Below are 14,033 nucleotides of genomic sequence, written 5' to 3'. Positions count from 1 at the left end.
GCTGCTCCTCGGCCTCCTGCTGGCGGCGGGCCTCCTCTTCTGCTCGGCGCTGCTCCTCGGCCTCCTGCTGGCGACGGGCCTCCTCTTCTGCTCGGCGCTGCTCCTCGGCCTCCTGCTGGCGGCGGGCCTCCTCTTCTGCCTGGCGCTGCTCCTCGGCCTCTTGCTGGCGGCGGGCCTCCTCTTCTGCTCGGCGCTGCTCCTCGGCCTCCTGCTGGCGGCGAGCCTCCTCTTCTGCTTGGCGCTGGGCCTCGGCGGCTTCTTCCTGCTGTCGCTGTCGCTGGGCTTCCTGCTCTTCGCGCAACTGTGCCTGACGTTCGGCTTCCTCGGCGCGCCGCTGGGCTTCCGCTTCTGCGGCTTCTCGCGCTTCCTGGCGCTGGAGCGCCTCGGCTTCACGAGCTGCCTCGCGCTCGGCCGCTTCCTGCTCCGCCTCCTCGGCAGCCTGCGCTTCCGCGGCACGTTCCTGCGCCTCGGCTTCGGCCTGCTGGGCATCCTCTTCGGCCTGGCGGGCCTCAGCCCGAGAGCGCGCCTCCTCGGCACGTTGAGCCTGATCCGTCGTGGTTTCGGTGCTGACCAGGGTTGCCTGCACGATGGAGCTGGTCAGTGGATCTTCCGGCTGGCGCTGCGGCAGCGTAACCACGCTGAGCACGACGATCAGTACATGCAAGGCAATGGCGAGCAGCGTCGGCAAGCCGTAGCCAACAGGTCGATATGGCGGGGTGGCCGCGCGCTGGTCATGTCGAGCCATGGTGTTTCCTTTCTGCTCAATCACGCGGCGGTGGCTCGGAGATCAGCCCGACATTGGCCACGCCAGCCACTTGCAGGGTACTCATCAAGTTGACGATCTGGCCGTATGGCACCTGGCGGTCGCCACGCACCATGACCGGGGAGCCCGGCCGACGATCCAGCAGGATCAGTACCCTATCGGAGAGTTCATCCAGTCCGACCTGGATCTCGTCACCGCCGACCATCAGGAAATACTCGCCCTCACGATCCACCGATACCACGATCGGCTCGTTCTCCTCCTCGGAGTCAATCGGTTCCGAGGTTACCTGGGGCAGCTCTACCTGCACCCCCTGGGTCAGCATAGGGGCGGTGATCATGAAGATCACCAGCAGCACCAACATGACGTCGATGAACGGCACCACGTTGATTTCGCCCATCGGCTTGCGCCGACCATCACGATTGAAAGGTCCTTGCATGGTGCGGCTCCTTCAGGCAGTGCCGGCTTCACTGCGTCCCTGCAGATTACGATGCAGGATGGAGTGGAACTCCTCGGCGAAGTCCTCGTACTTGCCCAGCAGTCTGCCGGATTCGGCAGAAAGGCGGTTATAGAAGATAACCGCGGGGATAGCAGCGAACAGCCCCATGGCCGTCGCGATCAGGGCCTCGGCGATCCAGGGGGCCACGGTAGAGAGCGTGGCCTGCTGGGCCATCGAGAGCGCCTGGAATGAGCCCATGATGCCCCACACCGTGCCGAACAGGCCGATATACGGACTGGCCGATGCAACAGTGGCCAGGAAGACCAGATGCAGGGACAGGCGCTCCTCTTCTCGTGACCAGGCGACCCGCATGCTGCGTTGCACGCCATCGAGGATGGCGTCGGGGCTCTTGGTCTTCGGCATCAGCCGGTTGAACTCACGAAAGCCGGCGCGAAAGACCTGTTCGGCGCCCTGGGTTTCCTGCTCCGAGGGCGTGTCGCGGTACAGCTCGTTCAGGTCGACGCCGGACCAGAAGCGCTCCTCGAACATCTGGTGGGCGCGGCGAGCGCGTCGCATGACGAAAGTGCGCTGGAAAATCACGACCCAGGAAAGAATCGAGCCGAACACCAGGATCAGCATGACCAACTGCACCACGGTGCTGGCGCTCATGATCAGGTGTGGAATTGACATGGAGTCGTTCACGGGCATCCTCGTCGAACTATCAGTTAACCGTTGAGAGCCGCGGCAATCGCCGACGGCCATGGCGTGGGCTTGAGGCGAGCAGCGTCCAGACAGGCGATGTCGACCCTGGCTTCGCACAAGGGTTCCCCGCTGCGGGTCACCGTTTGCAGAAAGCTCGCGCGACAGCGGCCCGGGGAGTGGATGACGGCAGTGGCTTCCAGTGCATCGTCCAGAAGCGCGGGCTTGGCGTAACGACACTCGAGGCGGTGAACCACCAGCTGTATACCGGTCTCCAGCAGATCACTCTGAGTGAAGCCGTGATGGCGCAGCCACTCGCTACGAGCGCGCTCCATATATTTGAGATAATTGACGTAATAGACGATACCACCGGCATCGGTGTCCTCTATGTAGACCCGCACCGGGAGACGGAACTCACTCACGGCCGAACCTCGCCAGCGGCATCCAGCGACTGCTCATGGGGCGAGAGTCCGAAGTGCTGCCATGCCTGGCGGGTGACCACCCTTCCCCTGGCGGTTCGCATCATCAGCCCCTGCTGTATCAGATAGGGTTCGATGACATCCTCGATGGTGTCCCGCTCCTCACCGATGGCGGCCGACAGCGAGTCGACCCCTACCGGGCCGCCGTCGAACTTTTCTATCATTGCCAGCAGCAGCCGGCGATCCATATGGTCGAGGCCATGATGGTCCACGTGCAACATGTTCAGCGCCTGATCGGCAATCTCGGCATCCACGCGGCCGCTTGCCCGAACCTGGGCAAAGTCGCGGACGCGACGCAGCAGACGGTTGGCGATACGCGGGGTGCCCCGGGAGCGGCGCGCCACCTCGGTGGCCCCCTCGCGGTCGGTCTCTACCCCAAGCAGTCGTGCCGAGCGAGTGACGATCTCGGTGAGCTCCTGGATATCGTAGAACTCAAGGCGCTGGACGATGCCGAAGCGGTCCCTGAGTGGTGACGTCAGCAATCCGGCGCGAGTGGTCGCGCCCACCAGGGTGAACCGTGGCAGATCCAGCTTGATGGAACGCGCCGCAGGCCCTTCGCCGATGACGATATCCAACTGGAAGTCTTCCATGGCGGGATAGAGGATTTCTTCAACCACGGGTGAGAGACGGTGGATCTCGTCGATGAAGAGCACGTCGCCCGGCTGAAGGTTGGTAAGCATCGCCGCCAGGTCACCGGCACGCTCCAGCACCGGCCCCGACGTGGACTTCATGCCCACCCCCATTTCGGCCGCAATGATATTGGCCAGCGTCGTCTTGCCCAGTCCCGGCGGGCCGAACACCAGGGTGTGATCGAGGCTTTCGTCGCGCCCCAGGGCCGCGGTGATGAAGATTTCCAGCTGCTCGCGCACCCTGGGTTGGCCAATGTACTCGGCCAAGCGCTTGGGGCGGATCGCATAGTCGACGCGAGCCTCCCCGTCGTGCTCGTCGGCGGCGATCAGTCGATCATTGTCAATCATGCCAGCCACTCGTGCTCATGGGATTCATCCTGCCAGGCGACGGGTCAGTGCCGCCTTGATCATGGCCTCGGTGGAGAGCCCATCGTCCAGGCCCGACAGCATCTTGGCCGCCTCCGTGGGCTTGTAGCCCAGGCTGACAAGAGCCGCTTCGGCATCGACCAGAGGGTCCTGGCTGCGTGGCCCCCCGGCGGCGCCCTGCTCGGTCGTGGCCATGTCGAGAGGCTGCTCCCAATGCGGGAAACGGTCACGCATCTCGATGATCAGCCGCTCGGCGGTCTTCTTGCCCACGCCCGGCAGCCGGGTCAGCGACTTGACGTCGTCATCCATGACGCAGCGGATGAAGGCGGTTTCATCCATGCCGGAGAGAATGGCCAGGGCCAGCTTGGGGCCGATGCCATTGACCTTGATCAGGGCCCGAAACAGGGCTCTCTCCTGCTCGCGGGCGAAGCCATAGAGCAGGTGTGCGTCGTCACGCACGGTAAGGTGTGTGAACAGGGAAACGGCTTCCCCAAGGCCAGGCAGTGCCACCAGCGTGTTCATGGAGGCTTCCAGTTCATAGCCGACACCGGCCACGTCCACTACCAGCCAGGGCGGCTGCTTATCGAGCAGGGTGCCACGCAGGCGTCCGATCATGGGCTTCGCTATACTGATCCTGAATGTGACAAGGCACTTAGGCTCTGTACGAAAACTGCATGCGCTCGCCCATACGGCGTTAAAAATCGGCTCAAAGTACTCATTTACACCGTGTAAACTCCGCCTTTTTGCCGTTTTTTTGCCTTGTCTGGCCATCGCTCGCCGACTTTTCGTACAAAACCTAGGGCCACCATGGCGCCACTATACTGGTCGCTCAAGCGGCTGACCAGCCCAGCATCAAACAGCGTTCGAGAATTACTTGACGCTGCACCCCAAGTGTCACTCAAGGTTGATAGTCACGCCATGACCCTCCCCGGCGACGGGTACGATGGCCGCCAAAGCTGCCGGTCGTCACCAGCCCCGAACGGGCATGGGCATGGGTCAGGGCAATCGCCAGCGCATCGGCCGCGTCGGCCTGCGGCGAGCCATCCAACCCGAGGATGGCGACAACCATGTGTTGCACCTGTGACTTGCCGGCGCTTCCCGTGCCGGTGACCGCCTGCTTGATCTGCCGCGGACCATACTCGCTGACGGGCAAGCCATGGTTGGCGGCACAAACGATAGCGGTGCCCCTGGCCTGCCCTAGCTTGAGTGCCGAGTCGGCGTTCTTCGACATGAACACCTGCTCGATGGCGAACTCACCGGGCCTGTGCAGCGCAATCAGCTCGCTGATGCCGGCATAGGCCTGGGCGAGCCGCTGGGCCAGGTCGTCGCCCTGCAGGCGGATACAGCCGCTGGCGACATAGCGTGGCGTCAGCCCGCCGACGTCGAGTATCCCGTAGCCGGTAATCCGTGACCCGGGATCGATACCCAGGATCATCATGTGCAACGTCCCTGAGCCGTCTGGCTGCTGCTGGCCTTATTGCTGTACCCGGCCATGCCGTCTCTCCTCGCATGCTCTCGCTGTCGAGAGGCCCGATATGACACCGGCGCCATCAGGCGCCGGTGAACAGGGTGGCAATGCTGTCGCCTGTTACTCGTTGCCGGTCTCGGCCTTGGCCTTCTGGCGCAGGCGAATGTTGAGATCCTTGAGCTGGTCGGCAGACACCTCCCCCGGGGCATCGGTCAACAGGCAGCTGGCGCTTTGCGTCTTGGGGAAGGCAATCACTTCACGGATCGTGCGCGCTCCAGCCATCAGCATCACCAGACGGTCGAGACCGAAAGCGAGGCCGCCGTGGGGCGGCGCGCCATAATGCAGGGCGTCGAGCAGGAAGCCGAACTTCTCACGTTCTTCCTCTTCGCCAATACCGAGGATCTCGAACACGGTGCTCTGCATGGCCTGGTCGTGAATACGGATAGAACCGCCACCGAGCTCGGTGCCGTTGAGCACCATGTCGTAGGCCCGCGACAGGGCCCCGGCCGGGTTCGCCTTGAGTTCCTCGGGACTGCACGACGGCGAAGTGAACGGGTGATGCAGCGGGCTCAGGCGGCCATTGTCGTCGGTTTCGAACATGGGGAAGTCGACGACCCACAGCGGCGCCCAGGGCTGGGTATAAAGATTGAGATCCTCGCCCAGCTTGACGCGCAGCGCACCGAGCGCTTCGTTGACGACCTTGGCCTTGTCGGCACCGAAGAAGATGATATCCCCATCTTCCGCGCCGACACGGTCCAGCAGCTCCTCGATCACGTTCTCCATGAACTTGACGATGGGAGACTGCAGGCCTTCGATGCCCTTGGCGCGATCGTTGACCTTGATCCAGGCCAGGCCCTTGGCACCGTAGATGCCGACAAACTTGGTGTATTCGTCGATGACCTTGCGTGACATGCCACCGCCGCCGGGCACCTTGAGTGCGGCTACACGACCGTCCTCGGCGCTGGCCGGGCCGGAGAAGACCTGGAAGTCCACCTGCTGCATCAGGTCGTCCACGTCGACCAGCATCAGCGGGATGCGCATGTCCGGCTTGTCGGAGCCGAAGCGGTGCATGGCGTCGGCCCATGTCATGCGCGGAAACTCGGGCAGCTCGACGTCCAGCACTTCCTGGAAGAGCTGGCGAATCATCGCCTCGGTGATACCCATGATGTCGTCCTCGCTGACGAAGGACGCCTCGAGGTCGATCTGGGTGAATTCCGGCTGGCGATCGGCGCGCAGGTCCTCGTCGCGGAAGCACTTGGCGATCTGGTAGTAGCGGTCGAAGCCCGCCACCATCAGCAGTTGCTTGAACAGCTGCGGCGACTGCGGCAGCGCAAAGAAACTGCCGGGATGGGTGCGGCTGGGCACCAGGTAGTCGCGGGCTCCCTCGGGGGTGGCACGGGTCAGCACCGGAGTCTCGATATCGAGAAAGCCCTGCCCTTCCAGGAAGGCGCGCACGTTATGGGAAATCCGCGAGCGCAGGCGCAGCTTCTCGATCATTTCGGGGCGGCGCAGGTCGATGTAGCGATGCTTGAGACGCACCTCCTCACCCACCCGGCCATGCTCGTCGAGCTGGAACGGCGGCGTGGCGGCAGTGTTGAGAACCTCGACTTCCTTGGCCAGGACCTCGATCATCCCGGTAGGCATCTTGGGATTCTGGGTGCCCTCGGGGCGCAGCCGGACACGGCCGGAAATTCTCAGGACGTATTCGCTACGCGCCCGGTCGGCAGTGGCGAAGGCCTCGGCGGTATCGGGGTCGACCACGACCTGTGCAATGCCATCGCGATCGCGCAGGTCGAGGAAGATTACACCCCCGTGGTCACGGCGGCGGTGTACCCACCCGCACAGGCTGACCGTCTGGTCCACCAGGGTTTCGTTCAGCTGGCCGCAATAATGGCTGCGCATGTCGTATCCTGTTCTCTAGCGTTATCGAAAGGGTTGTTCGCAATGGACGCGGGCTCAGGCCGCGGCACCATCCTTGGCCGGCTTGGACTCTCCGCTCTTGGCGGGTGGCTTGGTCTCGCCGCCGGTGTCACCGGCGATGTTCTTCTTGCTGCCGGACTTGAAGTCGGTTTCGTACCAGCCACCACCGGCCAGCCGGAAGCCCGCGGCGGATACCAGCCGATTGAGCTCGGGCGCCTCGCAGACGGGGCAGTCAGTCAGGGGAGCGGCACTGATTTTCTGCAGCTTTTCCAGACGATGGCCGCAGGCCTTGCACTGATATTCATAGATGGGCATGGTTCAATTCACTCCTGATTCGACAGCGCGCAACCTCCGGCAATATTGGGTCGTGCGAAGGACTTTCCAAGCCTGCCGTGAAAGCCGAACATTATAGCGTGCCTGGCCAGGCCTGTCCCAGCCCTGGCACGGTGGACTCTCAAAAGGGTGGACCCCAAAGGGCGGACCAACAAAAGGAATCCCGCATGAAAGCCGTGATACTCGATGCCGCCAGCCTTGGCGCCGATATCGACCTGTCACCGATCCGCGAACGGGTCGATGAGCTCGATGTACACGAACACACATCCCCCGAGCAGATTCGGGAGCGACTCGACGGCGCTGAGGTGGCCATCGTCAACAAGGTGGTACTGGATGGGGCTACTCTCGGCACCCTGCCCTCGCTTCGCTCGATCTGCGTGCTGGCCACCGGCACCAACAATATTGACATGCCGGCCGCCGAGCGCCTGGGTATCGACGTGCGAAATGTCACCGCCTACGGGACCGCCAGCGTGGCGCAGCATACGCTGATGTTGATCCTGGCCCTGGCCAATCGCCTGCCGCTCTATCAGCGTGACGTGGCGGCCGGCCGCTGGAATGTCAGCCCCTTCTTCTGTCTCATGGATCACCGCACGCTGCAGCTCGAGGGCAAGCATCTGGTCGTCGTGGGCCAGGGCGAGCTGGGCAGCCGCGTCGCCACCCTGGCGGAGGCCTTCGGCATGCGCGTCAGCTTCGCCGCCAGGCCTGGCAATGAAGCCAATGACCGCCGCCCCGCGCTGGTCAGCCTTGCGCCCGAGGCGGACGTCGTCACCCTGCACTGTCCGTTGAGCGATGCCACCCGACACCTGTTTGACGCCACCCTGCTGGCCACCCTCAAACCGGGAGCGCTGCTGATCAACTGCGCACGGGGTGGCATCATCGACGAACAGGCGGCGCTCGATGCGCTGCGCGAGGGACAGCTAGGCGGGCTCGGCGTCGACGTGCTGCCGGCGGAACCGCCCCGGGATGGACATCCCCTGCTCGATGCCCTGGAAGAGCCGCTCAACCTGATTGTCACGCCGCACAGTGCCTGGATCACGCCGGAGGCGCGCCAGCGTATCGTGACGCTGACTGCCGAAAATTTGCGTCACGTTCAAGCGAGCTGAAAAAGAGGGTGCCATGCTGCACAACTTCGGATCGATCAATCTCGACCATGTCTATCGTGTCCCCCACCTGGTGCGCCCCGGCGAGACGATTGCCAGCAGGGCTTACCAGGTGGGGCTTGGTGGCAAGGGGGCCAATCAGTCCCTGGCCATGGCGCTTGCCGGCGGCCAGGTCAGCCACTGGGGGCGGCTGGGGCGTCAGGATGCGTGGGCGCGGGACCGTCTGGCCGATGTCGGGGTTAACGTGGCCCATATCGCACTGGTTGATGAACCGAGCGGACACGCCATCATTCAGGTGGATGATGGCGGCGAGAATGCCATTATCCTGTTTCCTGGCGCCAACCATGGTTTTGTCCCATCGGAACTCGACACTCTCGCGGCATCGGCCCGGCCCGGAGAGTGGTTACTGGCACAGAACGAATGTAACGCGCTGCCGGAGCTGTTCGCATACGCTCGGGAGCGTGCGCTGAGCATCGCCTTCAACCCGGCTCCCATGACGGAGGATATGGCCAGGCTGCCGCTGGAAGACTGCCAGTTGCTGTTCGTCAACCGGGTCGAGGCCGCGGGCCTGGTTAGCCTACCGGAGTCATCCGATGCCCAGACCCTGCTGGCGGGTCTGCGCCAACGCCTTCCCCAAACCGCAACGGTGCTCACGCTCGGTGGCGCAGGTGCGTGGTATCAGTCAGGGGAGGAGCAGTGTTATCAGCCCGCCCTGCCGGTCAAGCCAATGGATACCACGGCCGCCGGCGATACCTTCATCGGCTATTTCATGGCAGCGCACCAGGAAGGCAAAACGGTGGCCGGCTGCCTGGAACTGGCCGCACATGCCGCGGCACTTTGCGTCCAGCAGTTCGGCGCTGCCGAAAGCATTCCTCTGCGGGCAGACGTCGAGCAAGCGCTAAACCAGCGTTAACTTCACCTCGAGAAAGGAGTCCACGTGTCCCATTCCATCATCTTCGATACCGACCCGGGGGTCGATGACGCCCAGGCCATCGCTATTGCCCTTCGTCACCCCGAGATCGAGCTGCTCGGCATGACCACCACCTACGGCAACGTGGACGTGGAAACCGCCACGCATAACGCCCTGCTGCTGAGCGAACTGGCCGGCCGTGGCGATGTACCTGTTGCCCAGGGGGCCGCCGGCCCAATGGTCAAGCCGCGTCACCCGGCACCGGCACACATTCATGGAGCCAATGGACTGGGCAACATCGAACTGCCCGACGTAACGGGCAACAAGGACCCGCGTAGCGCCGCACAGTTCATCGTCGACACGGTGAGTGCCCGCCCCGGCGAGGTGACCCTGGTCGCGGTAGGGCCGGTGGGAAACCTTGCCGCGGCGCTGCAGCTCGACCCAGCCCTCATCGACAAGGTCAAGCAGGTGGTAATCATGGGCGGCTCGATCCGCGAGGGCGGTAATGTCACGCCTGTCGCGGAAGCCAACATGTTCAATGACCCCCATGCCGCCCAGCGTGTGCTTACCGCCGGCTGGCCGCTGACCCTGGTGGGGCTTGACGTGACGCATCGCTGCGTACTCACCCAGGAGCACATGCGGCGCATAGAGGCGGGACAGGGCGAACTGGGCAAGGTGTTGGCGGGCAGCTATGACTTCTACCGAGACTTCTACCGGGAATTTCTCGGCATCGACGGCTGCTGCCCCCACGACAGCTGTGCCCTGGCCTGGCTGCTGCGCCCGGAACTGTTCACCACCGCGCCGGGACACCTGGCGGTGGTGACCGAAGGCATTGCCGAGGGGCAGACGATCTTCGCCCCCGAGGGCCGCGGCTTCATCCAGGAGCGCTGGTCTCAGACGCCCTTGGTTGAGGTCTGCCTGGAGACGGACGGCGATGCCGTGGTGGAATGGATAGCCTCCACGCTGGCCTGACTGGCTCGTTCTGGCCGGCTCGTTCTGACTGGCTATAGCGTGACGAAATTGTCCGGATCCTGGGGCTCGAGCGACTTGAGCTCCACATGCGTCACCCGGGCATTCGGTGGGCCTTGCCAGAGCCAGGTCGCCACCTTGTTGACGGCGTCCCCGTCGCCGCAAAGCAGTACCTCTACCTGTCCGTCGGGAAGGTTTTTCGCATAGCCGGTGACCCCGTGCTGCATGGCCTGGCCCTGCACGGCTTTCCGGTACCAGACCCCTTGAACCTTCCCTGCCACCAGGGCTTTCACGCAACGTTTGCTCATGGCACCTCCTCCCAACGAGACATCGTCTTTCCTTGTTCTACCATCCGGGGCACTTGACGACCAGCCGGTCCTCGTCATGTCAGTCACCGGGAATCCTGCGATCAGGAAGCGAAGCCGGTTCTCGCCGATGACGTAATGCTCTAATCTTTCCTTATGGGAACCTGCCCCCGCCACAAGCGACGGCAGGCCCGTCAATGGCCCTGATCGGGCCAGCAGCACAACAACAAGCCATCCTCACAAGGGAGAAGCACCATGCGGATCTTCGATCATCCTGAATTCGATCATCACCAGCAGATCGTCTTCGGAAGTGATGCCGCCAGCGGTTTGCGCGCCATCATCGCCATCCACGATACTCACCGCGGTCCCGCCCTGGGTGGGCTACGTATCTATCCCTACGCGAACGAAGACGATGCGCTGACAGATGTGCTGCGTCTCTCCCGTGGCATGAGCTACAAATCGGCCCTCGCCGACCTGCCGCTGGGCGGAGGCAAGGCCGTGATCATCGCCGATCCCAGGCAGGACAAGACCCCGGAACTGCTTCGCGCCATGGGTCGGCTGGTGGACTCCCTGGGTGGTCGCTACATTACCGCCGAAGACTCCGGTACCAGTGAAGCCGATATGCGCCATATCCATGAAACCACGGCTCATGTCAGCGGGTTGGCTCGTCGTCCCGGCGAGTCCGGCGACCCCTCCCCCATTACCGCCCATGGTGTGTTCTGTGCCCTGCAGAGTGCCATTCGTCATGGCCTGGGACGAGCGGACATGGATGGCCTCAGGGTGGCCATTCAGGGCGTCGGCCATGTAGGAGCGCATTTGGCTCGTCAGCTCCACGCGGCGGGTGCTCGCCTGGTGTTGACCGATATCGATCAGGAAGCGCTGGAGCTGCTCGCCGGAGAGGTCGGCGCGACGACCACGGCCCCGGCTGCGATATTCGATGCGGACGTGGATGTCTTCGCTCCCTGTGCCATGGGCGCCGCACTGACCGCGGATGTGGCAAAGCGCCTGCGGGCAGGCGTGGTATGCGGAGCGGCCAACAACCAGCTGGCGACACCGGACGTGGCCGACCTGCTGCATGGCCGGGGCATTCTCTATGCGCCGGATTATGTCGCCAATGCCGGTGGCGTCATCGAGGTCGAGTACCAGCGTCACGAGGACTATTCACGCAAGGCGGTGATGGCTCATGTGGAACGCATCACGGCGACCCTCGACGAGATTTTCGAACGCGCCCGGCGTCGCGGCATCAACCCGGCGGCCATTGCCGACGAACTTGCCTGTGAGCGGCTTGTGTCCTAGGTCTTGCCCCTGCCATGTATCGGGCGGCACAGGCCGCCCGACTCAGCTTTCCAGCAGCTCTCGCCTCACCAGCACCGCGTTATTTCTAGGAATGATCTCTCGGCCCTGTGCCAACAGATAGCTGCGGATGAAGGAGGCGCCGAACAGCAGGATCAGCGAGCTGTAATAGACCCACAGCAGGATCATGACAACCGAACCGGCGGCACCATAGGTGGAAGCGGTTGCGGTGTAGGCAAGATAGGCAGCGATGGCACTGCGCCCCATGGCAAACAGCAACGCCGTGACCAGCGCTCCCAGCAGGACATCCTTCCAGCCCAGCGTCACATCGGGCAACACCTTGAATATCGTGGCGAAAAGCGCGGTGATAACCGCCAGTGAGACGAGGAATTCCACCGCTGTGGTCAAAAGACCGACAAAGGGCACCAGCTCGTCGCCGGCCAGGAGAAGAGCGCGAATCATCACACCGAATACCAGCGACACCAGCAGGATGAAACCGATGGCGAGTACGACGGCAAGCGACATCAAGCGTTTCCGTAGAAACAGTATCAAGCCGTTGCGGCCAGGCTTGGCGGTCACTCCCCACATGGTATTGAGGGAAAACTGCATCTGGGCGAACACGGTGGTGGCACCCACCAGGAGTGCACCGAACCCTAGCAGGGTCGGCATCAGGCCGCTCTCCTCGATTCTCGATGCCGCCACCGCTTGTTCGACCGCACTGGCGGCTTCTTCTCCCAGGACCCCTTCCAGCTGTGCAACGATCTGCCCCTGAGCCGCTTCTTCGCCAAATACCACGCCGATGACCGTGACCGCGATGATGATCGTCGGCGCCAACGAGAACAACGTATAGAAGGCCAGTGAGCCGGCATAGCTGAAGGCGTTGCGCTGCAGCCATAGATGGATGGCATCCTGAATCACATGCCACCAGAACGTTATGATATTCGTCTGCACCCCGCCTCCTTGTCATTTCGGCAGCTCCGGAACGGCCTTGCAGGCGCGCTGACGGTCGTTCATTGCAGCTCTGCCTGACGCCCCCCATAATAGGCGGCCCCGAGCCGCCAGCGAAGGATTCGCCGATGTCCGCTTCCCACCATGATTTCGACTGTCTCGTATTCATCGGCCGCTTCCAACCCCCACACCTGGGACACCTGGCGGTGATCAACGAGGCATTACGCCACGCACGGCAGGTGATCGTCCTGGTCGGATCCGCCTGGCAGGCGCGCTCGCTGCGCAATCCCTGGCGCTTCGACGAACGCCAGGACCTGCTGCGCGGCTGTTTCGACGAAGAGGAAAACGCACGGCTCGAGATAGTGCCGTTGCTGGACGCGCTCTACAACAATGACGTCTGGGTACGGGACGTTCAGCGCAAGGTTCGCAACATTGCCGGACACCACAACGCTCGACTGCCACGAATCGGCCTGATTGGCGCAAGCCGTGGCCAGTCAAGCTACTACCTCTCCCTGTTTCCACAGTGGGAATCGGTCAGTGTACCCCTGGTCGAAGGCATCTCGGCCAGCCAGATCCGTGAACGGTTGTTCCGCTCTCCCTCCTCTACCGACGACTATCTGAGCACCGGCGCGACCCATGACCTGCCGCCCGCTGTCTGTACGGAGCTGCGTCGGTTCGCCGGCGGCGAGGCCCACCAGCAGTTGATGGAAGAGCAGCAGCTGCTGGAGCAGTATCGGCAGGCATGGGCTCAGGCTCCCTACCCGCCGGTCTTCGTGACCGTAAACGCCGTGGTGGTGCAATCGGGCCATGTGCTCCTGGTCCGTCGTACCGCGGCACCTGGAAAGGGGCTTCTGGCCCTGCCCGGTGGGTTCATCAATCCCCACGAACGCCTGCTCGACGCCTGTCTGCGCGAGCTGCGCGAACGGGTCAGGCTGAAGGTGCCGGAGCCGGTCTTGAAAGGCTCCCTGCGCGGCCAGCGCCTGTTCGACGAACCGCACCGCAGTTGGCGTGGGCGCACCCTGGCGGAGGCCTTCTATTTCGCCCTCAGACCCGATCAGCAACTGCCCCAGCTCAAGCCGGTCAAGGGCGGCGATCATGCCCGCTGGGTGCCCCTGGCCGAGCTCGAGCCCGACGGCCTGTTCGAGGACCACTTCTTCATCATCCAGAATTTTCTCGGACTTCCGGCCGATTTCGGCGGGATCTAAACGTTTCCTGATTACGCATAAGACTCAGCAGGCGCCTGGCAGAGGCCGCCGCGTTGGCGTCGGCAAGACCGCCTGGAGGCTTGCGCCTCCTAAAGCTACTTATATGGACCCGTCCCGTTGTGCAAGCCCGAAACGTATCGGCGGGGGTGAGACTGCACGCTTATATCCGGCCTGTCAGCGGCACAGCATCGGTGCCTGGCCATGATGGAA

General features: G+C 63.4%; 15 protein-coding genes and 1 pseudogene. 5 read left to right on the top strand and 11 right to left on the bottom strand.

Annotation, left to right across the window (positions count from 1 at the left end; all coding sequences use genetic code 11):
- The 9 genes and pseudogenes from DU505_RS21960 to DU505_RS21920 form a co-directional block, all read right to left on the bottom strand.
- A pseudogene (locus tag DU505_RS21960) lies at positions 1-745 on the bottom strand (cell envelope integrity protein TolA); the annotation flags it as partial.
- A gap of 16 nt (positions 746-761) precedes the next feature.
- Complete coding sequence (tolR, locus tag DU505_RS21955; protein WP_114481102.1) at positions 762-1,199, bottom strand: protein TolR; 438 nt, start codon at positions 1,197-1,199, stop codon at positions 762-764.
- Positions 1,200-1,211: 12 nt separating this feature from the next.
- Positions 1,212-1,889 (bottom strand): protein TolQ, encoded by a 678-nt coding sequence (gene tolQ / locus DU505_RS21950; protein WP_245948138.1) that lies wholly within the window; start codon positions 1,887-1,889, stop codon positions 1,212-1,214.
- 35 nt (positions 1,890-1,924) lie between these two features.
- Positions 1,925-2,320 (bottom strand): tol-pal system-associated acyl-CoA thioesterase, encoded by a 396-nt coding sequence (gene ybgC, locus DU505_RS21945; RefSeq protein WP_114481100.1) that lies wholly within the window; start codon positions 2,318-2,320, stop codon positions 1,925-1,927.
- Complete coding sequence (ruvB, locus tag DU505_RS21940; RefSeq protein ID WP_114481099.1) at positions 2,317-3,354, bottom strand: Holliday junction branch migration DNA helicase RuvB; 1,038 nt, start codon at positions 3,352-3,354, stop codon at positions 2,317-2,319. The genes ybgC and ruvB overlap by 4 nt, the downstream gene beginning before the upstream one ends.
- 24 nt (positions 3,355-3,378) lie before the next feature.
- A complete protein-coding gene (gene ruvA, locus DU505_RS21935; protein WP_114481098.1) occupies positions 3,379-3,987 on the bottom strand; it encodes a Holliday junction branch migration protein RuvA in 609 nt (202 codons plus the stop codon).
- A 283-nt stretch (positions 3,988-4,270) separates the two neighbouring features.
- Positions 4,271-4,810, bottom strand: a complete 540-nt coding sequence (gene ruvC / locus DU505_RS21930) for a crossover junction endodeoxyribonuclease RuvC (protein ID WP_114481097.1) — start codon at positions 4,808-4,810, stop codon at positions 4,271-4,273.
- Between the two features lie 150 nt (positions 4,811-4,960).
- A complete protein-coding gene (aspS, locus tag DU505_RS21925; protein WP_114481096.1) occupies positions 4,961-6,742 on the bottom strand; it encodes an aspartate--tRNA ligase in 1,782 nt (593 codons plus the stop codon).
- A 54-nt stretch (positions 6,743-6,796) separates the two neighbouring features.
- On the bottom strand, positions 6,797-7,075 hold the full coding sequence (locus DU505_RS21920) for an FmdB family zinc ribbon protein (protein WP_114481095.1): 279 nt from the start codon (positions 7,073-7,075) through the stop codon (positions 6,797-6,799).
- Positions 7,076-7,260: 185 nt separating this feature from the next.
- Here DU505_RS21920 and DU505_RS21915 point away from each other — a divergent pair, with 185 nt between their 5' ends.
- Genes DU505_RS21915 through DU505_RS21905 form a run of 3 tightly spaced genes read left to right on the top strand, consistent with a single transcriptional unit; the run spans position 7,261 to position 10,075 of the window.
- Positions 7,261-8,196: a D-2-hydroxyacid dehydrogenase gene (locus tag DU505_RS21915; RefSeq protein ID WP_114481094.1), complete on the top strand. Its 936-nt coding sequence runs from the start codon at positions 7,261-7,263 to the stop codon at positions 8,194-8,196.
- Positions 8,197-8,209: 13 nt separating this feature from the next.
- Positions 8,210-9,106, top strand: coding sequence for a ribokinase (locus tag DU505_RS21910; RefSeq protein WP_114481093.1), 897 nt, complete (start codon positions 8,210-8,212; stop codon positions 9,104-9,106).
- Between the two features lie 24 nt (positions 9,107-9,130).
- On the top strand, positions 9,131-10,075 hold the full coding sequence (locus tag DU505_RS21905) for a nucleoside hydrolase (RefSeq protein ID WP_114481092.1): 945 nt from the start codon (positions 9,131-9,133) through the stop codon (positions 10,073-10,075).
- A gap of 32 nt (positions 10,076-10,107) precedes the next feature.
- Here the strand turns inward: DU505_RS21905 and yccX are convergent, their stop codons facing one another.
- Complete coding sequence (gene yccX / locus DU505_RS21900; protein WP_114481091.1) at positions 10,108-10,380, bottom strand: acylphosphatase; 273 nt, start codon at positions 10,378-10,380, stop codon at positions 10,108-10,110.
- Positions 10,381-10,632: 252 nt separating this feature from the next.
- Between yccX and DU505_RS21895 the strand changes: the two genes are divergently transcribed.
- Positions 10,633-11,673, top strand: a complete 1,041-nt coding sequence (locus DU505_RS21895; protein ID WP_114481090.1) for a Glu/Leu/Phe/Val family dehydrogenase — start codon at positions 10,633-10,635, stop codon at positions 11,671-11,673.
- Between the two features lie 42 nt (positions 11,674-11,715).
- On the opposite strand, the gene DU505_RS21890 is transcribed toward DU505_RS21895, so the two are convergent.
- Positions 11,716-12,621, bottom strand: coding sequence for a YihY/virulence factor BrkB family protein (locus DU505_RS21890; RefSeq protein ID WP_114481089.1), 906 nt, complete (start codon positions 12,619-12,621; stop codon positions 11,716-11,718).
- A 125-nt stretch (positions 12,622-12,746) separates the two neighbouring features.
- Here DU505_RS21890 and DU505_RS21885 point away from each other — a divergent pair, with 125 nt between their 5' ends.
- Positions 12,747-13,823, top strand: coding sequence for a bifunctional nicotinamide-nucleotide adenylyltransferase/Nudix hydroxylase (locus DU505_RS21885; RefSeq protein ID WP_114481088.1), 1,077 nt, complete (start codon positions 12,747-12,749; stop codon positions 13,821-13,823).
- The last annotated feature ends 210 nt before the right edge of the window (positions 13,824-14,033 follow it).

Origin of the sequence: Billgrantia montanilacus (assembly GCF_003336675.1) — a bacterium.
In the GTDB taxonomy this organism is placed as follows: domain Bacteria; phylum Pseudomonadota; class Gammaproteobacteria; order Pseudomonadales; family Halomonadaceae; genus Halomonas; species Halomonas montanilacus.
Note: the sequence above shows the minus strand (reverse complement) of the source record. Positions and strands in the feature narration are given on the sequence as shown.